The 24,726-nt window shown below is 33.5% G+C and carries 26 protein-coding genes; 11 read left to right on the top strand and 15 right to left on the bottom strand.

The window, feature by feature from the left end:
- Positions 1-20: 20 nt before the first annotated feature.
- The 4 genes from IV57_RS06265 (at position 21) to pcp (ending at position 4,163) form a co-directional block, all read left to right on the top strand.
- The gene (locus IV57_RS06265) at positions 21-470 is read left to right on the top strand and encodes a hypothetical protein (protein ID WP_057880652.1); all 450 of its coding nucleotides are present in this window, start codon (positions 21-23) and stop codon (positions 468-470) included.
- Between the two features lie 4 nt (positions 471-474).
- Positions 475-1,179 (top strand): zinc metallopeptidase, encoded by a 705-nt coding sequence (locus IV57_RS06260; protein WP_057880651.1) that lies wholly within the window; start codon positions 475-477, stop codon positions 1,177-1,179.
- A gap of 808 nt (positions 1,180-1,987) precedes the next feature.
- On the top strand, positions 1,988-3,454 hold the full coding sequence (cls, locus tag IV57_RS06255; RefSeq protein ID WP_057880650.1) for a cardiolipin synthase: 1,467 nt from the start codon (positions 1,988-1,990) through the stop codon (positions 3,452-3,454).
- 61 nt (positions 3,455-3,515) lie between these two features.
- Positions 3,516-4,163 (top strand): pyroglutamyl-peptidase I, encoded by a 648-nt coding sequence (gene pcp / locus IV57_RS06250; protein ID WP_057880649.1) that lies wholly within the window; start codon positions 3,516-3,518, stop codon positions 4,161-4,163.
- 124 nt (positions 4,164-4,287) lie between these two features.
- On the opposite strand, the gene IV57_RS06245 is transcribed toward pcp, so the two are convergent.
- Positions 4,288-4,554, bottom strand: a complete 267-nt coding sequence (locus tag IV57_RS06245) for a hypothetical protein (protein WP_057880648.1) — start codon at positions 4,552-4,554, stop codon at positions 4,288-4,290.
- A 153-nt stretch (positions 4,555-4,707) separates the two neighbouring features.
- Between IV57_RS06245 and IV57_RS06240 the strand changes: the two genes are divergently transcribed.
- Positions 4,708-5,358 (top strand): endonuclease III domain-containing protein, encoded by a 651-nt coding sequence (locus IV57_RS06240; protein ID WP_057880647.1) that lies wholly within the window; start codon positions 4,708-4,710, stop codon positions 5,356-5,358.
- Positions 5,359-5,451: 93 nt separating this feature from the next.
- On the opposite strand, the gene IV57_RS06235 is transcribed toward IV57_RS06240, so the two are convergent.
- Complete coding sequence (locus tag IV57_RS06235) at positions 5,452-6,717, bottom strand: methionine gamma-lyase family protein (RefSeq protein ID WP_057880646.1); 1,266 nt, start codon at positions 6,715-6,717, stop codon at positions 5,452-5,454.
- Between the two features lie 25 nt (positions 6,718-6,742).
- Positions 6,743-8,842, bottom strand: a complete 2,100-nt coding sequence (locus tag IV57_RS06230; RefSeq protein WP_057880645.1) for a putative ornithine decarboxylase — start codon at positions 8,840-8,842, stop codon at positions 6,743-6,745.
- Positions 8,843-9,134: 292 nt separating this feature from the next.
- On the opposite strand from IV57_RS06230, the gene IV57_RS06225 reads away from it, so the two are divergent.
- Together IV57_RS06225 and IV57_RS06220 are read left to right on the top strand one after the other, a co-directional pair.
- Positions 9,135-10,544 (top strand): APC family permease, encoded by a 1,410-nt coding sequence (locus IV57_RS06225; RefSeq protein WP_057880680.1) that lies wholly within the window; start codon positions 9,135-9,137, stop codon positions 10,542-10,544.
- A gap of 140 nt (positions 10,545-10,684) precedes the next feature.
- On the top strand, positions 10,685-10,981 hold the full coding sequence (locus IV57_RS06220; protein ID WP_057880644.1) for a bacteriocin immunity protein: 297 nt from the start codon (positions 10,685-10,687) through the stop codon (positions 10,979-10,981).
- 259 nt (positions 10,982-11,240) lie between these two features.
- Here IV57_RS06220 and IV57_RS06215 read toward each other — a convergent pair whose 3' ends face one another.
- The 6 genes from IV57_RS06215 to IV57_RS13170 all read right to left on the bottom strand — a co-directional run bounded on the left by IV57_RS06215 (position 11,241) and on the right by IV57_RS13170 (position 18,312).
- Positions 11,241-12,611 carry a bacteriocin secretion accessory protein gene (locus IV57_RS06215; RefSeq protein WP_057880643.1) on the bottom strand — a complete coding sequence of 457 codons (1,371 nt, stop codon included), beginning with the start codon at positions 12,609-12,611 and terminating at the stop codon, positions 11,241-11,243.
- 13 nt (positions 12,612-12,624) lie between these two features.
- Positions 12,625-14,802, bottom strand: a complete 2,178-nt coding sequence (locus IV57_RS06210; protein WP_057880642.1) for a peptide cleavage/export ABC transporter — start codon at positions 14,800-14,802, stop codon at positions 12,625-12,627.
- A 112-nt stretch (positions 14,803-14,914) separates the two neighbouring features.
- On the bottom strand, positions 14,915-15,595 hold the full coding sequence (locus tag IV57_RS06205; protein WP_057880641.1) for a CPBP family intramembrane glutamic endopeptidase: 681 nt from the start codon (positions 15,593-15,595) through the stop codon (positions 14,915-14,917).
- A 519-nt stretch (positions 15,596-16,114) separates the two neighbouring features.
- Positions 16,115-16,846 carry a response regulator transcription factor gene (locus IV57_RS06200; protein ID WP_057880640.1) on the bottom strand — a complete coding sequence of 244 codons (732 nt, stop codon included), beginning with the start codon at positions 16,844-16,846 and terminating at the stop codon, positions 16,115-16,117.
- 2 nt (positions 16,847-16,848) lie between these two features.
- Positions 16,849-18,036: a sensor histidine kinase gene (locus tag IV57_RS06195; RefSeq protein ID WP_057880639.1), complete on the bottom strand. Its 1,188-nt coding sequence runs from the start codon at positions 18,034-18,036 to the stop codon at positions 16,849-16,851.
- Between the two features lie 153 nt (positions 18,037-18,189).
- Positions 18,190-18,312, bottom strand: coding sequence for a bacteriocin (locus IV57_RS13170; RefSeq protein WP_157051921.1), 123 nt, complete (start codon positions 18,310-18,312; stop codon positions 18,190-18,192).
- 387 nt (positions 18,313-18,699) lie between these two features.
- Here IV57_RS13170 and IV57_RS13165 point away from each other — a divergent pair, with 387 nt between their 5' ends.
- From IV57_RS13165 to IV57_RS06190, 4 genes are all read left to right on the top strand, one after another.
- A complete protein-coding gene (locus IV57_RS13165; protein ID WP_162261215.1) occupies positions 18,700-18,825 on the top strand; it encodes a ComC/BlpC family leader-containing pheromone/bacteriocin in 126 nt (41 codons plus the stop codon).
- Between the two features lie 18 nt (positions 18,826-18,843).
- Positions 18,844-18,960 (top strand): bacteriocin, encoded by a 117-nt coding sequence (locus tag IV57_RS13160; RefSeq protein ID WP_157051919.1) that lies wholly within the window; start codon positions 18,844-18,846, stop codon positions 18,958-18,960.
- A 30-nt stretch (positions 18,961-18,990) separates the two neighbouring features.
- Positions 18,991-19,155 (top strand): hypothetical protein, encoded by a 165-nt coding sequence (locus IV57_RS13155; protein WP_157051918.1) that lies wholly within the window; start codon positions 18,991-18,993, stop codon positions 19,153-19,155.
- A gap of 178 nt (positions 19,156-19,333) precedes the next feature.
- Entirely contained in the window at positions 19,334-19,513 is a 180-nt protein-coding gene (locus IV57_RS06190; protein WP_057880638.1) for a hypothetical protein, read from the top strand.
- 433 nt (positions 19,514-19,946) lie between these two features.
- Here IV57_RS06190 and IV57_RS13445 read toward each other — a convergent pair whose 3' ends face one another.
- The 6 genes from IV57_RS13445 to IV57_RS06165 form a co-directional block, all read right to left on the bottom strand.
- Positions 19,947-20,078, bottom strand: a complete 132-nt coding sequence (locus IV57_RS13445) for a hypothetical protein (RefSeq protein WP_269083222.1) — start codon at positions 20,076-20,078, stop codon at positions 19,947-19,949.
- A gap of 131 nt (positions 20,079-20,209) precedes the next feature.
- Positions 20,210-20,560, bottom strand: coding sequence for a helix-turn-helix domain-containing protein (locus IV57_RS06185; RefSeq protein ID WP_057880637.1), 351 nt, complete (start codon positions 20,558-20,560; stop codon positions 20,210-20,212).
- Positions 20,561-20,699: 139 nt separating this feature from the next.
- Positions 20,700-21,008: a bacteriocin immunity family protein gene (locus IV57_RS06180; RefSeq protein WP_057880636.1), complete on the bottom strand. Its 309-nt coding sequence runs from the start codon at positions 21,006-21,008 to the stop codon at positions 20,700-20,702.
- A gap of 167 nt (positions 21,009-21,175) precedes the next feature.
- The gene (locus IV57_RS06175; RefSeq protein ID WP_057880635.1) at positions 21,176-21,460 is read right to left on the bottom strand and encodes a hypothetical protein; all 285 of its coding nucleotides are present in this window, start codon (positions 21,458-21,460) and stop codon (positions 21,176-21,178) included.
- 384 nt (positions 21,461-21,844) lie between these two features.
- Positions 21,845-23,176, bottom strand: coding sequence for a PTS sugar transporter subunit IIC (locus IV57_RS06170; RefSeq protein WP_057880634.1), 1,332 nt, complete (start codon positions 23,174-23,176; stop codon positions 21,845-21,847).
- Between the two features lie 30 nt (positions 23,177-23,206).
- Positions 23,207-24,589 (bottom strand): glycoside hydrolase family 1 protein, encoded by a 1,383-nt coding sequence (locus IV57_RS06165; protein ID WP_057880633.1) that lies wholly within the window; start codon positions 24,587-24,589, stop codon positions 23,207-23,209.
- Between the last annotated feature and the right edge of the window lie 137 nt (positions 24,590-24,726).

The following is a 24,726-nucleotide window of genomic DNA, read 5'->3' as shown; positions in this document are numbered from 1 at the left end:
AAAAGGGAGAAAGTATTTTAATGACCGAAATAAAAATGAAATCTTATCGACCTTTCATCACTGAGAATTTCCTTTGGGATTTTCCAACTCACTTCAATTTAAAAGAAGTCAGCGAATTCTTAGGCATGGATATCGACCCAACAACTCAATATATTTCTAACAGTGCCAAAACTATCATGCGAAATGATGGCATCTATTGGCTGCTGCAACGGAAACACACACACGAGTTAGTTGCCTTGATCTCCTTGAGTGACCTCGATTTAAAAAATCATCAGGCCGCTTTAATGATTACCTTTAAAAACTTAACTACCACTGAAAAAAAAGAAATTTCAGAACGATTACTGATCTTCCTCCGAGATCAAATTTCCTTGAAAACAATTTTAATAAATGATTTAGATCATATAGTTCAAGAAAACTTCATAAATGATGGTTATACTACTTCTAATAACAATATATTAAAGAGGAGTTAACATTATGTTCGGATATGGTTACGGATACGGTTTTGGCTCTAGTTATCTTTTGATAATAGTTGGACTTATTATCACTATGTGGGCCTCATGGTATGTCAATCATAATTTCAAAAAATATGATCAATATATTAGTCACCATGGTACTAGTGGTGCTGAAGCTGCCAGATTTATTTTGGATAATGCTGGGCTACAAAACGTCCAGATTTTAAAAGTCAGTGGTAATTTAACTGATAATTACAATCCTGGTAATAAAACTTTGAATCTGTCAGACTCGACTTATGATTCTACTTCAGTTGCTGCCATTGGGGTTGCTGCTCATGAGTGTGGACATGCAATTCAAGATCAAAAGAATTACATACCTATGCGTGTCAGAGCTGCATTGGTACCTGCTGTTAATCTTGGTTCCAACGCCTCATTTCCTATCATTATCGTTGGTGCCCTGTTAGGAATGAATCATTTCTTGATCACCATCGGTATTTGGTTATTCGCTTTAGTTGTCCTTTTCCAAGTTGTCACTTTACCAGTTGAATTTAATGCTTCTGGTCGAGCCGTCAAAATTCTTAGTTCTGGCGATTTACTTGATAGTGATGAAGTCCCAATGGTTAAGCAGGTCTTACTCGCAGCAGCTTTAACATATGTTGCTGCTGCAATCTCAACTGCTCTACAACTATTACGTTTGATTATTATTTTCGGAGATAATCGTAACTAATTAAAAAGAGCTATATCAATTTCAATTTGGTTTTTACTTATGATTGGTTAAAACGTAAGTCTTATTACGTTGCCGTCTTCCACAAAAACTGAATTTGGCTGGAACGATGTGGGCACGATTTTGAACCAGTTGAAGTTCAAACTGTTTCAAAACTCGGCCTTCTACTAAATCAGCAAGGTCCGCTGACTAAGTAGAATTTCACATCTTAGCCAATTTCAGTTTTTGTTCCAGACTAGATCACTTTAATGAATGCTTATTCACTCAAATTAATATCAATAATACAAAGAGCCCCTATTAGTTGACATTATTACATCAGCTAATAGGGGCTCTTTGTGTTAAAAAAATCATTTAAAGCAAATCATTCAATAACAGATTATTCATAATTAACAAAACAATTAAAATATTATTTAGTCTGGAGTAAAAATTGGAATAGGCTCAGCCGGGAGATTCTTCTTGATTGGCGTACTCGGCCAATTTAGAAGAAGACTCGATTTGGAGACAACTCTGAACTTGAGTTGGCTTCAAACGATGTCCCCAGCGTTCCAGCCTATTCCAATTTTTATGGAAGACGGGAAGCTAAGTATACCTATTCTTTAACCAATCATAAGTAAGAATCTCAATTCAGTTGATATAGTCACTTTTTATGGATTAAATATATCAAAAAATCAGTTTAAAATAAGAAATAAATCCCTATATTAACCTAATTTAAAAAAGAACTGAAATTTTTCTTTATTAGCTTATTAAATTAGATTTTATTACTATTTTGAAGTAAACTTTTTAGTAAGAATAGTAGAGGGGAATTTATTTTATGATTGATACTTGGATCATCTGGCTAATTCTCATTATCTTAGTACTAAATACGATTTCAGCACTTATTACTGTTTTCCATAGACCACGTAATATCGTTACCACTTGGGCCTGGATTTTGGTCTTGGTCTTATTACCAATCGTTGGATTCCTGATCTATGCCTTTTTAGGACGTGGAATTGCTCAAGAAAAAATCTTTAATATCAGCAAACAGGAACATTACAGTTTAAGTCAACTGAAGAGAATGGCCATAGCTGCTCAAAAACGTCCACAGAACGCTTCTCGTTATGATGAGACTCGTTATGCTGAACATATCATTAGTTTCTTTAATGAGGCTGAAGAGGCCCCTTTAACACGACACAACGACATCAAGCTATACTTTGATGGTCAAGAAAAATTCAAAGCTATGTTTGAAGACATCCGTCAGGCTACAGATACTGTTCATGTCGAATATTATGCCTTTATCAAAAGTGATATCGGGGATAAGTTTCTGAAACTTTTGACTCAAAAGGCCAAAGAAGGTCTGGAAGTCCGTGTCCTATATGATCCTTGGGGTTCTGGTGGTACTAAACCCCGCTACTTTAAAGAATTTCAGGCTGCTGGTGGAGAGGTTCTGCCCTTCATCACTTCCAAGAATACGATTGCCAAGACTCGGTTGAATTATCACTTGCATCGTAAAATCGTTGTAATCGATGGTACAACTGGTTGGATCGGTGGTTTTAACGTTGGTGATCAATATGTCAATGTAACTGATAAATTTGGTTACTGGCGTGACACTCATTCAAGAATCTTTGGTGCCGCCACCTTGTTATTACAAGAAAGGTTTTTCCGTGATTGGAATGCTTCACTTGATCGTGGAGCCAAACCATTAGCCTTCTTGGAAAAGTATTTCCCATCTGACAAATTTGATTCTGAAGCTAATTTACCGATTCAAATAATTTCTGATGGACCAGATAGCCGTGAAGAAGTTCTTAAAGATGGCTTTATTGATATGATTGTCAGTGCTAAGAAAAGTGTTTGGATTCAATCACCTTATTTAGTTCCTGATGATTCTATGTTTACTGCTTTAACAATTGCCGCACGTTCTGGAGTTGATGTCAGGATCATGATTCCCTGTATGCCTGATCACCCCTTCATTTACCGTGCTACGCAATATTACGCTAACTTACTTACAACTTATGGCATTAAAATTTATAGCTATCAGAAAGGCTTTTTACATGCCAAAACATCGGTCTTTGATGGCAAAATTTGTTCAGTTGGTTCAATGAATCATGATTTCAGAAGTTATTCACTAAACTTTGAAGCTAATGCTTTTATCTATGATGCTAAAATTTCGCATCAACTAGCTCGTCAATTCGAAAAAGATATGACTGATTCATTGATTTTGACACCTGAAATGATCAAGGAACAAGGTATGTGGTTACATTTCAAACAACGCTTTTCAAGATTATTATCACCAATTCTTTAATGCACCACGAAAAGAGGACCGAGATTTTATTCTCAGCCCTCTTTTTTAAAAGGAGAATATTATGAAAATACTTGTAACTGGTTTTGATCCTTTTGGTTCTGACAAAATCAATCCCGCTATTGAGGCCGTAAAACAATTACCAGATACTATTATCAATGCTCAGATCATTAAGCTGGAAATTCCTACGGTTTTTAATCAATGTGCTGAGGTCGTTCATCGAGCTGTCCTTGAACAAAAGCCAGATTATGTTTTAAATATTGGACAAGCTGGTGGTCGCTTTGGTTTGACCCCCGAACTAGTCGCTATTAATTTAAACGATGGCCGTATTGCTGACAATGCAGGTTTTCAACCATGTTCACAATCAATTCAAACCGATGGTCAATCCGCCTATTTTACCCAATTACCAATCAAAGCAATGGCACAAGCCATTATTCAGAAAGGTATTCCTAGTTCAATTTCAACCACCGCTGGTACCTTTGTCTGCAATCATATTATGTATCAAGTACAATATATGATCGATAAAGAATTCCCTGACTTAAAAGCGGGTTTCATGCACATTCCCTTCTTGCCGAGCCAAGTTATTCATCGCCCCAACACACCTAGTTTGTCATTAGCTGATGATATTATCGGTATCACTGCCGCCATTTCTGCAATTATAAAATATGACGGTCACGCCGATATTAAAATTATCGGAGGCTCCTTAAATTAACAAATCTTAAAAGCATAACAAAAAATCACGCTATATTATTGCAGTAGGTCCCTTAATTAGGATTCCTAAACATTAATATAGTGTGATTTTTTTATAATATGAATCTAAAAATCAATTCTTACATTTATTCATACATCTTACTAACGACTCTTTGATGATACAAATCGTTTCCTTGTCCCCAAAAAATAAAGCTTAGTGACACGTAAACAACGGCCAAAACAATATTTAGCACATCAAATGGCATTAAGTTGGCGACCATCAAACCAATGATAAAAATAATTGATAACAATGGTACAATTGCCCCTAACCACTTATGTGCATTATTTGCTAATACATATTTCTCAAGGATCAAGGAGGTCATGGAACCAAATACAAAAATAATCCCTAACATATAATTACACCCCCATAATTAATTCAGCGTATTCCATACTATCACAATTAATTTTCTGAAATAAACTAAAAAGGCTTTGAAAACGTCTCCAAGAAATATTCCAACACTTTTATTGAATTCTATTGGATAATTGACTTTAGGGGGATTTTCATATTGTACAAACAAATTACTATTTATGGCCTATTAGAAATTTTATCAAATAAACTTGGAACGCAGAATTGGTGGCCTGCCGAGAATGATACCAATATGCTCTGTGGGATGATCTTAATCCAAAATACCAACTGGAAAAATGCTGACCGTTCACTAATGAATATCAAGTCTAGCACTGGATTTGATGCTGATAAGATTTTGGCATTATCAATAGAAGACTTGCAAGAATTAATTCAACCCAGTGGTTTTTTTCGTAACAAAGCTATTTATTTACGTTCGCTCTTAACAGCTTATCAAAACAACTTTGATGAATGGGAAAAACTTCCTACCAATCTCTTACGGAAAAAATTAATTGCTATGAAGGGAATCGGTAATGAAACGGCAGATGTTCTGTTACTTTACTACTTTCATCGGCCAACTTTTGTTTCCGATAATTACTCGATGAAGCTTTTTACTAAACTTCATACTTTTACTGATAAACCTACCTATATTCAACTTAAAAATGCTGTTGAACATGATTTCAAATTCACCTCGAAGCAGGCCGAGGAACTACATGCTCTGATTGATGAATTCGGTAAACTTAAAAGTGATTTCTTTGACGACTATCAACTCCGATTACCCTACTTAACGTCCCATAATATCGTAAAAAAATAATCCTCTATCTTAATTGGAGATATTTCCAACCAATTAAGACAGCGGATTATTTAATTTCAAAATACTTTTATCAAAAATTAAACATAACTCAAATTATTTATAAAATGTTTCATTAACAGCTTGGGTAATCGCAATTTTAGCATGGGCATATGACAAACCACCCTGAATATAAAGTGAATATGGAGCACGTAAAGGACCATCGGATGACAATTCAATTGTTGAACCTTCAACGAAACTTCCTGATGCCATAACAACATCATCTTCATAACCATCTTGGTGACTAGGAATTGGATCAACGAATGAATTCATTGGTGAATAATGTTGAATTGCGGCACAAAAACTGATCATTGGATCAGGCTTACCGAAAGTAACTGTTTGGACAATGTCAGTTCTGGGAGCATCCCATTTAGGTGACACATTCATACCCATCTCTTCACATAAAGCCGAAGTATAAATCATTCCCTTGAGAGCTTCACCTGTTGTATGAGCAGCCATAAAGAATCCTTGATAGAAGTCACGTAAGTAGCCCCAAGTAGCGCCCTCACCTTTACCAGCACCAGGAACAGTCAAACGTGAACCAGCACCTTCAATTAAATCCTTTCGACCAACAAGATAGGCACCACTCTTAACAATTCCGGCACCAGCATTTTTGTATAATGAACCAGCCATAATGTCAGCACCATAGAAAGTAGGTTCTTCCATCTCTGAAAATTCACCATAACAGTTATCGATGAAGATATTGACATCAGGGCGAATTGACTTCACAAATTTGATCATTTTGGCAATCTTTTCAACCGTAAAACTATCACGCACCGCATAACCGCGAGAACGTTGAATAGCTACTACTTTGATTGAATCATCATTTTTCAAAGCTGTTTCAGCATTTTCATAATCAACGGAACCATCGTCTAATAATTCAGTAGTTTTGAAATTGATACCATATTCGTGCATATTACCAGGTTGGTCCCCGGCTAAACCAATAACTTCTTGAATGGTATCGTAAGGTGTTCCAGTCAAATAATAAAGCGTGTTACCCGGACGAAGCATACTGAACAACGCAGTTGAAATTGCATGAGTCCCTGAAGCAAATTGCGGACGAACTAAAGCATCATCAACTTTAAAGTAGTCAGCATAAATTTCCTCAATCTTGTCACGACCAATATCATCATAACCATAACCAGTTGAAGGAACTAAATCTTCTTCCCCAACACGGTGTTTTCTAAATAATTCCAAAACACGTTGTTGATTATAAAGCACTTGTTGGTCAATCTCAGCTAATCTAGGTGCAATCAACTTTTCAACCTTAGTAATTTTCTGACTTAATTCCTCTGGTAAACCGTCTTTCCATGATAAAACCATAAGTATTCTCCTCTAATAAAATGTTTTAATTTTTCTTCAAAACTTCGGCTTGAACTGAAATTGTTCCGTCCGCTTGCTTATCCCAATATACACCTTGAATTTCTGGCACGAAACCAGGAAAACGTTCAATTGCTCCTACAAGAACTTCAAAATAATGTTGATCAATTTGGGCCCATTTTTCACCTGGAGCAACAATAAATACTCCCGGTGGATATGGTAAAGCCCCTTCCACAGCCGTTCGACCAAGAATATCTTTCAAATTAATCAATTCGCTTTGATTACGCATGAATAACTGATCAGCCTTAGCTGGTGTCATTTTGTATCCTTGCATATTCTTTTTAGCAAACAATTCCTTTTGCAAAGTAAAAGTTTTATTCTGACGATAATAGTCATGCATTTCTTGGCATAACTGTTTCAAAGTATAATTCCGATAACGTTCTGGATATATTTCAGCTAACTTTGGTAAAACTTTTGTTAACGGTGCATCCTCAAAGTATAATTTTTCAAATTCCAAGAAAGCATCTAATAAAACGTTTAATTCTTCTTTAGTATCACCAGGAGTTAATAGGAATAATAGTGAGTTCAAATCATCCTTCGCCCGAATAATACGTTTTTCCATCAAAAACTCAGCCACTACTGGACCAGGGATACCATTGTCCTGATATTGAGCTTTTTTCACATCGATACCAGGCGTTATAACGGTGATTTTCAAAGGATCGATCATTGCCTGTCCATCATCCATTTCATTGAAGCCATGCCACTTATCATGACTGTTTAATTCCCAATACTTACTCTGGGTAGCCAATTCATTCGTACTAATGTCAGCAAAATCATCTGGTACAAATGGTCTAAATAATTGGGAACGTTTCAATAATTCTTTTCGCCATTCAATTCCCATTCTGAGCGTTTCATCCCACCAATTCTTGTTCCCTTGACCGGCTGTTAGGTAGGCATTAACTGTTAATGACGCATAAATTGGATACGAATAACTGGAAGTCACGAATTTCAAATAAGCATTATTAAAATGTTTATGGTCAACGTAACGATCTTGTCCCTTAATATGGGCATCTTTTTTCAAAATCTGTGAAGTCTGAGCTAAGCCGGCTTGTTGTTTATGTAGTGATTGGGTTACCAAAATACCGGGATCATCTGGTCCATAAGTAAGTTCCAATGGTGAAAGGTGTTTCATAATTGGCACAAATTGTTCAAACCCACCCCAAGCACAATCGAACAGAATGTAATCGCAAAGCTTACCTATTTTATCAAGCATCCATTTGGCATCGTAGAAAACTCCATCGTAAGTTTCCAATTGTACGATAGCTAATCGGAAGGGCCGTTTGGCTTTAGCCTTCTCAGGATCGACTTTGGCAATTTCAGCTCGAATATTTTTTTCATCCAAAGCTGCTGGATTCATCTCACCAATCAAGCCTAACGGGTTACGGTCAGTTGGAATATAAACTGGTTTAGCCCCACTCATAACTAAAGCACTGTTATAAAGTGACTTGTGATTATTACGATCAAATAACACTAAATCATCTTCGGACAATAAGGCACTGGCACAGATGGAGTTGGCACTAGTTGTTCCATTAGTACAAAAATAAACTTTATCAGCCTTATATGTTTGAGCAGCTTTCTGTTCGGCCGTCAAAGGAGTCCCTCCATGGGTCATCGTATCACCCAATTCATCGACCGTATCGCTGGTATCGGCGAACATGAAGTTCTTACCAAAGAAGCGATTAAAAACCACCCCAGCCGGATGTTTTTCATAATATTGACCATTGTGATGGCCCGGCGTAGTAAAACTAATAGGACGATCTTCAGCAAAGTTCACTAGGTCAGTCAAAAAACCTGGCACCATTTCAGCTGTATAGTCACTAGCCCTTTTTGTTATTGCTGTTTTTACTTCACCGGCAGTTTCAGTACCAGTTACTTTGATGATAGGGATACCTAGACCTGATGTTTTTTGTAGATTTTTAGCAATTTCTAAATTAGTCTGATCGTTCTCATTCAGAACAACCGCTGCTAATTCAGCAATATCGATCTTGTCGGTAAATGGTACTACTGACCATTCGTTCAAATCGTTTAATTTTACATCATTACCAATAGCAATTTTCAGAAAGTTCATGTTTTCCCCCTATTTTTAACTTTTTTCACAAAAGGTATTGCAAATGATATATATAAATACCTATACTTTTCTGGGTGTGTTTTTTTTATATATTTACAATTCAATTTTATGAATAAATATTACCGCATTGATTATATATACATATCGAGGTCACACACAAGTGAAAATAAACAGTTCTCTGCTTACGCTAAAACCACCGAAGTTTGAAAGTCTTTTCTAGCAAGACTTTTATAGACATAATTCGGGGGAAAATAAATTGGAAACACTTGAACCAACACCAAATAAGCATTATATGAGATGGCAGGTCATCGCTCTGATCGACTTTGTTACCATCATCAGTTTTGAAAATATCTTCTATCCATTTCAAAACCAAGGACTATCCGTGGTTATCTCATGGATTTTCCTACTCTTTTCTTACGTTATTCCTTATGCACTAATTTCCAGTCAAATGAGTTTAACCTTTGACAATCAGGCCGGGGGGCTTGCTTCATGGGTACGACACTCTAGTAATGATACTTTAGGATACTGGACTTCATGGATGTACTGGGTTCAAAGTGTCCCTTACATTGTCGATGTTTCCAACTCAGTTATCGTTTCATTCAGTTGGATGTTCTTAGGAAACAATACTTTAGACAAAAGAATGTCGACCTTCTGGTTCGGTATTTTAACCTTTATCATTATTTTACTTTTCATTTTGTTAGAGAACGTGATCAAGAATTCACTCGAAATTCTTTCCTTGATCGGTGGGGGTGCCATGTTTATCATGTCATTCTTATTCGTACTTTTAGCTGGTTACGCCGTTTTACATGGTCACCATATCGCTACCCAACCATTCAACTGGGGAGCTTTCAAACCATCTTTTAGTTTGAAATACTTCTCAACTACCGGACTATTGATTTTTGCCATGTCTGGTGCTGAATTAGCTGCTCCATACGTTGTCCAGATGCGTGATCCTAAACATGAATTTCCTAAAGCTATGTGGCTATTAGCCATCATGACTGGATTCTTAACTATCTTTGGTACTTTGGCCTTGGCAATGTTCTTCAATGCCAACCATATTCCACATGATTTCAAGATGAATGGTCCTTACTATGCTTTCCAACTATTAGGTAACAGTTTGGGAGTAGGTAAATTATTGATGTACATCTTTGCCGTTGTTCAAGCTATCTTTATGATGGCACAATTGGCCGTATTATTGGATGCCTCAAGTCGGGTCTTTGCCGGTGATGTCGCTGACAAATTCATGCCTAAATGGTTAACTAAAACCAACAAAAAAGGCCGTCCAATTCACAGTTACACTATGACGACTGCCTTGAGTTTGTTCCTATTACTTTTGACAGGTACTCTGCCAAATATCAATACTATTTATAACTGGTTATTGAACATCAACGGAATCATCTCACCATATAAGACTTGTTGGGTCTTCTTCGCCTTTGTTGCGATGAGATTGCATCAAGAAAAATTCCATTCTGATTATACTTTCATCAAGAGTAAAACCGGTGCTTTGATTGTCGGTGGTTGGTGTCTAGCCTTCACCTTCGTCTGTGCTACTTTGGGATTCATTCCTCAAGAAGCTAAGTTCGGTACTGGTGCTTTCAATCATCAATTATTATTGAACTTTATTACTGTTATCGTGTTATTCGGACTTGGCTTCGTTATGCCATGGTTACGTAAACGCGAAGAACGTCGTGAATTAAATTAATTTAAGATAGCGCCTTGTGGATGAAAAATCATTCTCAAGTCGCTATTTTTAGTTTCAAGAATGAATAAATCGTCATTCAAGATGTTTCTATATAAATAATTTTACATAGGTTATATTAGTATCAAGGAGATGAAATACTTATGAACAAACTAAAATGGTTTTCTAGTGGTGTCTCACGGAGTAATAGTGCGACCGAAATTATAACTGATTTACTGGCTAATCTAAATGGCGATGTCAAAACTGAGCCCTTACAAAAAGTTTTAATTGATTATAAAGATGAATTAGAAAAACAAGAATCTTCAATCCCATATATTCTAAGTCGCATGAATATCGCGATTTCCAATATTATGAGTAAGAATGGTATCACTTTATCTCCACAACAATCGGACCTGATGAAACAATTAACTAGTTTATCTTATATTCGTTATGGTTATTAGGGGATTTGAAAGGTTAAAATAAGACTGCAGCCTGATCTCCTTGTGCCCTTAAAAAAACTTTAAATTCAAAAAAGATTCTATATCAATTTAAAATTAGGTTCTTACTCAAGTTCAGTTATTAAATAGAATACATTTTCAAATAAATAAATCACATTATATTATTTATGAATCCTCAATTAAGAGATTCACAATAATATAGTGTGATTTTTATTTTAAATTAATAATAATCAACCAGCTATCTAGTCTGGAACAACAAAATTTAATTCTTATCTAACAACTTATCCTTATAATACTTAAAGAATGTTTCTTTCCCCGTAATAATATTAGTCTTACCGCTCATACCATAATGAATCTGCAAGCTTATATTAGAATTGTATTTCGACTCTGCCGTTATAACGTAGTACGTTCCTTTATCAACCGGCACTGGTGCGACACTGATTTTTCCATCAATTATAATAGGTCTAGGAACGTTCCTAGTTATTTCTAATCTCAAATGCTGACCTTTTTTGATGGATGAAATATCTCTAGAAGAAACGTAGCTTTGTAATTTGATTGTATCGTTTTTCTTCAAGTTCGGATATATCTCAGCCATTTCTGATCCTGAACCGACATATTTTGCACCTTTTAAAGCATCATTATTCATATGAATCATTCCAGAAACTTTAGCTTTAACATATGATTCTTTGGATAATTCCTTATATTCCTTAATATTAGTGTCTAAATCTTTAGAATCAGAATTATCTTTAATTAACTCTGTTGAAATACTCTTTAATTGGTCATTTTGAAGCGATTCTAATTTTTTATTATTAGAATCAATATTATATTTCGTATCATTGAAATCTTTTAGTGAATCCTTTTGTCCTTCTGAACTTTTAATTTCATCATTAGTACTATCTATTTGTTGCTGAATATCCTTTAAATAACCCTCTTTTACCGCTGCTTTACTATTAGAATCATCCGAATTCTTCAATTCAGATACATAACCATCATAAATATAACCGTAAGTAGCGCTAGATGAATACGTTTTACCATTTTTAATGGCATTAAATATATTCTGATAGGCTTGAAGACTGTCTGTCTTTTGTTTGATCGTATCGCCATACAAATTACTAAGTTGTTTTATTTTATCATCTGAAAATGCTGACTTATCATTCAACATTTGATTCTCAATACTATAAATATTTCTCTGATTCAAATAGCTCTTGAGCAAATTACGATAACCAAAAGCATCGTCCTCTGAAAAAGTATCCTGATTTGCTTCGACACCCTTTTGAAAGGTAACTAATCCGCTAATTTGATTATCCAAATTATTCTTATGCTCTTTTAGAGAATCCAATTTGATTTGATTATTTGTATTGGTGTACGTAACAAGAGTGTCATCCTTTTTGACATATTTTCCTTCTCGTAAATAATTATTCTTGATGGCACTATTCGATGACGATTGCACAATTGGAATATTATTTTTACTACCCAAAGTACCGAATGACTCGATGGTAACCTCGCGTTTCATAAAGCATGAGAAGAATACTATCGCCAGAAATAGAATCGTTATAGGAATTATCAATAGCGTTGAAAAATTATTAAATCGTTTATTATAAAATTCGCTACTTTCTAAAAATTTTTTGTCCATATTAATAATTCCCCTAATTATTCAAAAGGTTATAGTAATAACCTTTTTTATTTACTAATTCAATATGTGTACCCTTTTCTACAATGCTCCCTTTATCCAAAACAACAATATCATCAGTCTTTTTAGCAATCGAAAGTCGATGGGCAATGAAGATAACTGTTAAATTACGTAATTTCATCAATTCATTCATAATCCGATTTTCCGTAATGGAATCGAGCCCACTAGTGGATTCATCGAATATCAATACTTTGGCTGGGGACAACAAAGCTCTAGCAATCGTAATTCTTTGTTTCTGACCCCCAGATAGCGTATTACCATTCTCATCCAACACGGTTTCAAACTGCAATGGCATTCTTTCAATATCCTTATCAATCATGGCTATCCTACATGCTTCAACAATATCCTTATTTGTAACATCTTTTCTATTTCCAAGTGTCAAATTCTCAAGTATTGTTCCTGAGAAAACATATGGACTTTGCGGAATATAATTAACAAATTGACGTAATACGTGCTTATCAACAGTTTGAAGATCATTCTCATTAATATAAATTTTACCAACATTAGGTTTAAAAAAGTCCACCAATAATTTGACCAAAGTTGATTTACCAGAACCACTCATTCCCACAATCGTTAATTTCTCACCAGCTCTGATCGACAAGTTGATTTTGTTCAAAACATTGTCACCATAACCATAACTATAATCGACATTTTCAAGTTTAATGTCACCACTTAATTGCGCATCATTACTGATTGTTCTGTTCTCACTGAACTCTGAATCAACCAAGTAAACTTCGTTCAATCGATTGTTAGCCACCTTTGCGGACTGTAACTTAGATTGAAGATTAATAATATTCTGAAGCGGATTTATGAAATACGTTAATAATGCGTTGTAAGTCATCAATTGACCAACAGATAATTGATTCTTAGTTACCATGATGGCTCCGACCCACAGAACGATAACGCTAAGAATCAGTTGCAAGAATAGTTTTATCGCTTGCTGCAAAGTATCTGTCTTCAAATAGTTCAAACTTTTCTTTAGATAATCAACGAACTCACTATCAATCTTGGCATAACGTTGATTTTCACTAGTCAATGCCTTGATGGTTTCAATTCCGTGGATATCCTCAATAATTGATGAATTAAGAACCGAGCCACTTTCCATCTCCTTTTGATTCAATTTTTCGAATGGCTTGGCAAAGATCCAAATTATTATTACGTATACTGGCAAAGAGATTAATGTAATAAAAAATAACGTACTGTTTTGAATTACCAAAACAGTACCCATAATAATAACTATTCCGACGTCAAGAAATATCGAAATAATCGTACTTGCTAAAGCATCGATAATCTTATTAGCATCATTAAATCGAGAAACAATTTCACCCGTTTTTCTGGTAGCAAAGAATTCCATCGGCAATTCAAAAATATGTTTAATATAGCCTAAGATGATATCAATTGCCAAACGTTGTCCAAGGACCGCCAACAAAAAATCTCTAGCATAAGTAAATATCGATTGAAAAATATAAAGAACAATCAAACCAAGTGAAATAATACCCAAAGTATTGTTCATATTATTTGGTATATAAGTATCAATGACCGTTTGTAAGAAATATGAACCCAAAATACTAATGATCGTAATTAGAATGGCGGCCAAAATAATATTAATCACAAGACGTTCCTGCTTAAATAAGATTGGCACAAATGAGAATAGCGATTCCTTCTTATCTACTTTTTTCGGTCTATATTGAGAAGTAGGTGCAAAAAATAGTGCTACTCCAGTCCATTCTGAAGTGAATCTTTTATTCGACATTTTGATTACTTTAACGCTAGGATCAGGGTCAGCAATGATGATTTGATCTCTAGTACAACCTAAGACCACGTAATAATGCTCAAGCGTCCCATTTTTCACAACATGAGCAATAAAGGGATATGGAATATCTTTTTCTTTAAAGAGACTCATATCAGCTTGAATTGCTTGGATTTCAAAATCCAATTTTTGAGCGGTTTTTACTAAACCAAGGGCAGTTGTTCCTTCTTTGTCTGTTTTAGCAAGGTTACGTAATCTGGCGATGGAATATCTTGAACCATAGTTCTTTAAAATCATAGCTAACGCTGCTACCCCACAATCGCTTTCGTCCACTTGAGGTATATATATGTTTTTATTGACTATCAATGATAAAAATTCTCCCATATAAAAATATCTAAATAATATTTTCTCATCATTATTCTGATCAAATAGATTTCAATTATAAACGTAAGGCTAATCAAGATTAACGCAATTTAATACTATTAATATTAAATTTCTATGCAACGATCACAGAAATAAAGGCAATTAGATTTAAACAGATGTGTGTAAAAATTGGATATAACAAATTCTCATCTGTTAACTCATATATTATTGCAAACATACTCAAATCCAAATATTCTAAAAATGACAAATCATATATATCTTTAAAGCTCTGAATATGAAATGCCATAAATAAAACGGTGACAATTATAACACTTAGAATAGAAATCATTTTTTTATTATTTATAAATTTAGCAAAATTATTTTTTAATATAACCTTTTGAATAAAATACTGAAAAATCACTTCTTCCATTATCGGACCAATAAATACCACAATAATCATTATAAAAAAGTTTCCCATTGAGCTGCTGCTTTGAATTCCATTTTCTATTCCCGATTGATTAGTAGAATTAATCGGCAAAACATTTTGTATTACAACTTGAACTACTAAATCTAAAATAACGAATAACGGAATTAACCATAACTTTTTTAAATTTGTGTGTATTTTATCAATATCGTTTCTAAAATTTGTTTTTAAAAGAGAAATGATAACAAGGCAAAGCACAGATTGTATTGTAAAAAATAATAGGCTAGAATTTGTCGCATTAAAAACCGAATTAAAGAAATTTAATGCAAATTCAACTAATAAAAAATACAAAAAAATCACAGTGAAAATTTTAAATTTTTTTTCGATCATACTACCAACTCCCTTTCCAAATTAAAACGAGTCTATGAATAAATATCCATAGACTCCTTTTTTAATACCAGCTTCCACTAATCTTTGCTTTAATCCATCCCCAAATATGTATACCTCTACCACCGGTAATTATTCCTAATTGTTTATTATTTAGAGTACTATACTTTGATAACATTTTTAATTTCTCCTAACGTTTTCTCCCAAAATGGATATTTCCCTTTAAAGTAATGTTAAATGTAAATCCATGTTGCTTCCCACCATAAACCTTAATCAATCTATTATTATCAATAGTATTAAACTTGTTCAAAGTTTCCATTTCTCAAAATTCTCCTTAATTAATATTTATAATCTCGATTACATTAATAATTGTACTTTTTCTGATAATATATGAATCAATTAATTATTAATGTCCCCTATTCCAGTATTAACGTAAAAAGAGACTACAAGCCCTGTTTTTACCAAGTTAACAATTAAACAAAAAAATAAGATGATTACCCAAGGGCTAATCATCTTATTTTTTTAAAACAGGCGACTGACTTTTGCTGACTTCCTATATGAAACATCACATTGATAATCATTATCCAAATAGAGTATCCGTTTATGAACATCATATGAGGACACTCGATCAATATTAACCAATGAGCTCTTATCAACTCTAATTAAATTATTATATTTGTCTTCCAATGAATTCAAATTCCCTGGAAAAGACATCTCTCTGCTATCTGATTCCAGATGTACACGTCCTGGAGATTCCTTTTCCGTATATACTCGAATCAATTCCTTCATGGGTATCGAAAAATATTTAGATCCGATTTTATATCCGAAAATATTTTCCTTCTCATAAATTGAATTCCGATAGTACTCTTGCGATAAACTAATATCTTTGCTTATTTTGTTTCCTATCTCTTCTTTATCATTGTCCTTCAAAATATAATCCAAGGGAGATATTTTTCTTTCCAAAGTCAAAAAAGCAAGTTCTTCATGTGTCGTAACAAAAACAATTTTGGCATCAGGCATACTATTTCTGACAAATTCAGCGATTTTTACACCTGCTTTAATATCACCATTAATTTCCATATCTAAAAAGAACAGTCCAAATTGTTCTTTAGAAAAAGCATTATAAAATGATTCTACATCATTTAATTCTGCCACTTCGATTGTGTAGTTATTGATCATTATTGAATTATCAATAATTTCTCGATAATACGCTCTCTGTTGTTCATCATCCTCTAATAAATAAATTGAAAACATCATTATCCACCTTTAAGAATCATTAGTGTAATTCTTAACTTATTACTAATAATTTCTGTATCCAAATAGAGATTACTATCTTTATCTATTAACTCAGATACATTTGCAAGTCCAGTTCCATGTCCGTTTCCTTTAGTCGAATATCCTTGTTTAAAAATATCCCTAACATCAACCGAATGATTTAAAGGATTTTCAATTGAAATCTCTAGCACATCATCATTTTTTATAAATGCCAAATCAATATTCTTTTTAACGCCAACGGTTGTTTCCTCAATAGCATTATCAAGTAAAATTCCGACTATTCTAACAACATTTAAAATATCATCGTCTAATTGAATATAATTATCAGCAATTTCAACATTTAAATTAATTCCGCTCGATTTAGCTTTAAAGAATTCTTGAATAACCAATCCTCTCAATGGTTCATTGACAATTTTTTTATACTCCACAATGATCTTACCATCTAAATCAGAGGTAAATTCTTTCTGTTGCGTTAATTCTCGGTACAATTGTTCATAATTTTTGCTTACCAAATCATTTGGTTCCATATGCATTGATAGAACAATATTTTTAAAATCATGTTTGAATTTTCGTAGATCATCATATTGTTCTTGAACACTTTTTAAATAATCATTTAATTGCTTATTTTGTTGAAATGTATCAATCATCTTTTGTTTATTAGCAAAGGACTGGATTAAATCTGCCATTTGCCAAATCATGAAGAACAACAAAGATACGAAAATCACTAGAATGGTCCCCTTAATAAAAGAAGTTACTCCTTCAATATCACTAACAAATAATATTATTTCAAAAGATAAAAACAATGAAAAAAGCATCCAAAATATTCTATTACCAAGATTCAATGATTTAACTTTGGATGTTATATTTTTAATTTTATTTTTTTTGATTTTAATTATATTTATCAAAATAGCTACTATTAATCCATTAATAATCAAGCTTAATATAAGCATCAAATTGTTATAATGCATTCCCAATATTCCTTTTGTAAAGAAATATTCTAACATTTTTCCTATCAACCCACTAAATATAAAAATAATTAATTCCAAAATCAACATCAGCATCAAGGGATTTAATTCATTCTTTTCAAATTTGATAGTCCTCTGTTTAATCATTTCAAAAACAATCAAATAAAATAAAAGAAATAAATAACTAAAATCATACACTAACATGCCCATGCTTCCCCAAAAAAGAGAGCTAATAATAATTATTACTATATGTTTATAAATGTGTTCAAAAATAAAATGGTAATACAGAAACAGAGTGAAAAGGATTATCAAACAATTTGACGTAAATTCCAATTCAGGATATACACCAACCATTTTTTAATGTTTAAACCAATTAGATATGGTTTTAACCAATTTATTTTTTCCAAATCCCATAGTTAAGTTATTTGCTCTTCCACCAGAAATGTTTTTTAATTTTTTTTCTGAAATCAATTTTTCCATTTTTAATCCTCCTAAATATACTGATCACTTTAACAAAAATATCATCTGATACATTAAAATGATTCTCATATTATTATATATATACTTCATCAATAATTATATTAGATTCTCGCTATTAATTTCTCAAAATTTATTATCGTTAGAAAAGTTCCGATAATCGTATTCCCAATTAAATAACCACAATTCAAAACAAACTTAAATATATGTCATTTGCACGTAACTTTACGATAATACCAAAAATTTAAACGTTAATATTATTTCCAGCATAAATTTCAATTCTAATTTTATAATATTGCATGTATTAAATAATAACCGGCCGGTAATTATTATTAATATACTTTTTAATTTAAAAATCAAAAAGTAACAACTATAAGGAAGATGATAACGATGAAAGTAAAAAATGGATTTAAAACAATTGAAAATAATGATTTAGAAAATATTAAAGGTGGTTCGTTTGGACAATTTGTTAATGGTTTTATAGATGGTTTTACCGGACGTCACCACAAACATTAAAATTAAGGACTTAATAATATGAAAAAATATAAAACTTTAAAGAATACTAATTTAAAAAACATTATCGGTGGTAAAAATATTTGGAATTATTCCGATGGAGCAACTATTGGATCTTGGATCCGTAAACATTTTTAAACTAAAAATATATAAGGAAATAAACACATTATGAAAAGCAGAAAACTAAATTTATCAGAATTAAAGTCAATTAGTGGTGGCTGGGGTATCAAGGTACCTTGGACATGGAAAATTGTTGCGAATGGATGGAACCACAGAAAAGATATAATGTCAGGAATCAACGATGGCATCAACATGGGGAAGGGAAAGAGATAAAATGATTAAAAAAGATTTAGACAACACAGAACTAAACAGCGTTCGTGGTGGATCTATCCTCGTAAAAATATGGCATGCATATGGAACCGGAATTGGCATGCAAGCTTGGTCTAACACCGCCCTTACACAAAGTAGACTTAGGCATTTAAGGGGCAAATAATAAAAAGGTCTAATATTTATGGCAATGAAAATAAATAAAAAATTCTACAAGAGATTTGGATTCTGGGTTGGACTATCTTTAGTCTATGAGGCAATCGGAATCTTCAAAGGCCCCGTTGTTTCAATTAATGCGGTAATAAATATTATTAGTCTTGTACTAGGACTAGGGGCAATTTATTTTGCACTCTTTGATAAGTAGTAAAAAAGGTATCCAATGAAGTGAACATCCCAATAATTGGAGTGAATTTCATTAATATGTCTGATCACAGAAATGTGCTCAGGCATATTTTTTTTGATATTTATTTCTCATTTCATTTGGCGTTAGCCATTTGTTTGATTGTCAAATTCGTTGTTGTTATAAAGTCTGATTCATTTGGATATTGTTTCCTCTAATTGTCTCTGTGCCACGTATTTGTGGTTCAGTACAGCTCCGGATCAGGCTGTTGTCGCAAGCAACGAATTGCGAGATATGCTTTATCTAACTTGGTTTCTTCTCAATATGCGTTGGTATTGGGTTCCTTAATCTGAATATATTGTCGTTAAATAGCCAGTATCCCTGGTCATTTTTAGAAGTGGCTAATAAAATCAGTGAAGATTGAAAGATAGAGTCTTTTATCAATGGTCTCAAATCCTTACCTTTCGTCAGTCACGTCAGTTCCAATTTTCTGTAAAGGACGGTCTGTCATGAATCTTGGGTTGATATAGTTCTTGTGTTCTTCACCTTTACTGCCTTCATGGCTGTTATATTTAGCTGTTTTTTTCATTACAAATGGCTTAGGAGATCATTCTGCTTTATTACTCGTAGAACTCTTTTATGATTCACAGTTTCTTCTCCACAAGAGTTTCTTATTGAATTGACCATCCGAATTAGTGGGCGATGGCCAAGGATTTCGGCCTAACTATCTTCATCACGTATGGATTTAATATCTTTAATGATTGATAGATCTGAATCATATTGAGAATCATAATTTCTCTTATGTGCATCAAAATGAGCCGCGGTCTCAGAATATGAAGTCCTGTGTTTCACCAACCAAGTAATTACTTTCATTTTGAAGGAAGAAAAGTAGCTTGGCAATGTCTTTGATCTGACAATACCGGACAAACCATGTTTTTCCCATAATCTTACCCCATTAAGGACTGTAGATTCCTCAGATATTCGTAGCTTTCTAGCAATTGTGGTACTTCCAATACCACTTTTATAAAGTCTGATCGCTTCTATTTTTGTTTCAATATTATATTTGACCATAGAAAAAACCCCTAGTTGGATTTCTCCAACCTAAGGGGGTCACTTCATTCATTTCTCTAAAAATGAGGGGCCATTCGTATTCTATCCTTAATAATAATGAATGAAATTATCGAGTATTTAGTCAATTAATTTCATCTTATTAATCCAAATAACTTGCCTGTGCACCCACATAACCAATATTGGTGCCAAATGATTTATTCTTTACTAAGAATGCATAGATTTTTTTATAAAAGGCACCTGACTCTGGAGTTAACCCCTTGTTTGCGACCGCCAACATCTGAAAACTAGAAACTATTTGATTAAGTACCGCAATTTGATACCGACCTTTTTCTAAATCAGTCTTAGCCAATAAACCAATTTTACGTTCATTTGTCGAAATATTAGGATTCAAAACAAAGTCATACATTAATTCTAATAGATCTTCTTGTTTTTTATTTTCCTCTGCCATAATTATCACTCTTAGCCCTTTAGATTTAACTATTAAATCATCTCATTATTTCATGATATTGGGCAAAAAAATCTTGAACGTACATTTTAGTATCATGAACGTAATAACAATGCAAAAAGCGAACTGATTTCTACTAAAATCACATGCTTCGTTTGTCAGTTAGATTCTTAATATGGCATCCAATGTTTCCCAATCGTAGTCTTGTTCATAGAATAAGCAGTTGTTGGAATATTTTCTTCGGTCAAAAAGGTACTCAAGTCATTTTCAAATTCAGAATCAGTTAACTTGGTACCAATATACCAACTATTTCCAAATACAGTAATAGCCCCAAATTTTTTCTGATCATATTTAACAAAAGTTGCATCAAAATCAGCGTGTGCCACCTCTTGACTAGCAAATTGAATTTCCCAAGTATTAGGTATCAGCTCAAAAATACTTCGAAGCATAACCATCCCATAATCCTCCATATTCTAAAGTATCTTTTATCTAATGTCAGTATAATACGCATCATCAACTAAGAAAACGTTTTCAAAGAAAAACTGTTGATCTAGTGACAGTCAAGCTACACATTTATTCATTTATAAAATCATCTAACTTATGGGTTAGATACAACTCTTCAGTTTTTGATATAACTTTCAATACATTATAAAAGCATTACCCAGACCCTCATCGGATTACAGATAATGCTTCATAATGTAAAAACTATTTTTGTTGTTTCAAACAATTAACTACTTTTGCATATCCAAATTCAGTGATATGTACTCCATCTTGATAATCTCGTTCAAGAGTATTTCCGAAGTAATACCGACTATACCCGAGTTATAAGCATTTTTTAATTAAGCTTCTGCAGATTCTGGAGTTTCCATAGTTTGTGATGCTTCTTTTCCAAGTACCTTATCATTGATCATAACGAATGGAATATAAACAAGGATTCCAAGAACAAAGATCAATAATTGAACAACAACGGCACGCCAATCTCCTGCCGTAGCAAGAAAGGCACTGATTCCGACTGGTGTAGTCCATGGAACCATAGTGACACATGGGCTCATCCAACCAAGAACTGTGGCTACATAACTGATTACAATTCCCATTACAGGAACTAGAACGAAAGGAATTGCCAAAGAGATGTTATAAACAATTGGATAACCGAAAATTACAGGTTCATTAATGTTAAAGATACCAGGTGCAATTGAAAGTTTGGCAACGTTTTTAGTTACAGCATTGCGGCCAACTAAGAATGTAGCAACCAACAAACAGAGCGTTGATCCTGAACCACCTAATAAACCAAATGAAGTTACTTGAGAAACGTTAATAATATTTGGAATTGTCTTGCCAGCAGCATATGCGGCAATGTTTTCTGTAATATTAATAATCAAAAGTGGTTCTAGGATAGAACTGTAAATGACTGATTGGTGAATACCAAAGAGCCAAAGGAGATTACCCAATGTATAAAGGATAATAACTCCCCAAATACTTGTCCCAATGTGACGTAATGGTTCTTGAATAACTGTCGTAATTAAGTTGATTAAATTCATTCCTGCCAAGTTGTTAAGTAGAGTTGAAACGACAGCGAACCCTGCCAAAACAATAATAATAGGAATTAAAACATCAAATGATTGTCCAACTGCAGGTGGAACATTTTCACCCAAGTGAACTTGTAGACGTTTAATGTTAGATACACGAATAAAAATTTCAGTAGCAATCAAACCTACAATAATACCGGCAAACATTGCCCCAGTACCTAAATTAGTAAATGGCAAAACTGCTGAAACGTTGACTGCTTTTTTAGCTCCATCTGGAATCAATGAAACAGTATTTGGCATCATTGTAACTAAAGCTGCAATCGAAACTAATGCCGCAGCAATTGGATTATTAAATCTACGGTTCTTGGCTAAACAATAGCCAATCATAGCAGCAATTAAAATACCTGAAATATTCAAAGTCGCATTGGTCAATAATGTTCCCCAATATTGAACTTGTAATAAGGTCTTACCCTTAAAAATCCATGCGAATACTGTATTATTTAGCAAAACTGCCAAACCAGCCAAAATATATAATGGCATGATTGTAGCAAAGGCATCACGCAATGAACGTAAATGAATCTGACCACCTAGTTTTGCGGCAAACTCTGCGAATTTATTTGCAGCTTTAGAATTCTGTAAAGACATACTACCTCGCCCCCAAAGTGTATTAATTATTTATTTCAAATCGGATAAATCTGCACCATTAGTCTCAATAACATGTTGAAGCCACCAGTAGCTCTTCTTTGGTACTCGTTTCATATCTTTGAGATCATGATTAGTGCGATTAACATATACAGTTCCATAGCGCTTATCCATATTTCCACTAGAACTTGGAATATCAATCAATCCCCATCCTAGGTAACCAATAACTTCAACGCCATCTTCAAAAATGGCATCCTTCATAGCTTGAATATGTTCTCGATGGTATTCAATTCGTTCATCGTCTTGAATTTCACTACCCTCGAATTCCTCACGTAAACCAATCCCATTTTCGATTGGAAACATAGGTACATCATATTCGTTATAAACTTTTGTCAATATATCTCTGAATCCTAACGGATCCACTTGCCAACCAAACTCGGAAGCCTTTAGATACGGGTTCTTTTTGACACCTTTATCTAAGTAATAATTAGGTATTGTTCCCTCTGGTACAAGTTCGGCACTAATTGTGTCACTTCTATAATAGCTAAATGCAATAAAATCAGATGCAACTTTGATAAGCACATCATCGTCTTCTGGTTGGTAGTCCATATTAATGTTGTGATTCTTAACATAAGTCATCACTTCATTTGAATATTGCCCATAAACAAATACATCCAATAAGTCGTTATTCAAAAACTCATTGATCTGTCTGGCATAAAGAATATCCTTTGGATTTGGTGAAGCCGGATAAACCTCACTGTAAGCCAACATACCACCAATTTTACAATCAGATTGTTCGTGAATATAGTTAGCAATACCAGCATGAGCCAACATTACATGATGACTGATTTGATATAGTTCATCGTCTGTTCGATCACCCTTTAAATAACCGGCAATCCTAAATGATTCACTCATGTGATAAAGATTCTGTTCATTAAAAGTAATCCAATATTTAACACGGTCTCCAAAACGTTTAACCATTTCTTCACCATAACGGACAAATGCATCAACAACATGACGTGATAAGAATCCGTTATACTTTTCGGCTAAATGTAATGGCATATCAAAATGATATAGGCAAATCATTGGAGTGATATTTCTCTTCAATAAAGCATCAATCAAATCGCTATAAAATTTAATTCCTTCTTCATTAAATTCACCATCACCGGTTGGATTCACACGACTCCAGGAAATTTGAAAACGATAGAAGTTCATTCCCTGTTCAGCCATTAAATCAAAATCCTCATTGTAACGATGATATTCATCTATAGCATCATGCCAATTCGATGAATCATCAGTTGCAAGCCGATCATCATAAACCGATTTGCCTTTACCCCCAATATTCCAAGCACCCTCTGTTTGCATGCTAGAAGTTGAGTTACCCCAAGCAAAATTCTTTGGTAATTGCTTTGTCATATACACCTTCCTCTCTTTCATTCGATGATTTTGAATACGCTTTCAGTATACATCTTTTTTATTCAATGTAAATGTTTAATATTAAAAATGTATATACTTTTGTATGGAGGAATAAACGTTTTAATTAAATATATGAT

The sequence above is a fragment of the Companilactobacillus kimchiensis genome (genome assembly GCF_001438805.1).
Taxonomy (GTDB): Bacteria; Bacillota; Bacilli; order Lactobacillales; family Lactobacillaceae; genus Companilactobacillus; species Companilactobacillus kimchiensis.
The sequence above is the reverse complement of the archived record's forward strand: the minus strand, read 5'-3'. Positions and strand labels throughout refer to the sequence as shown.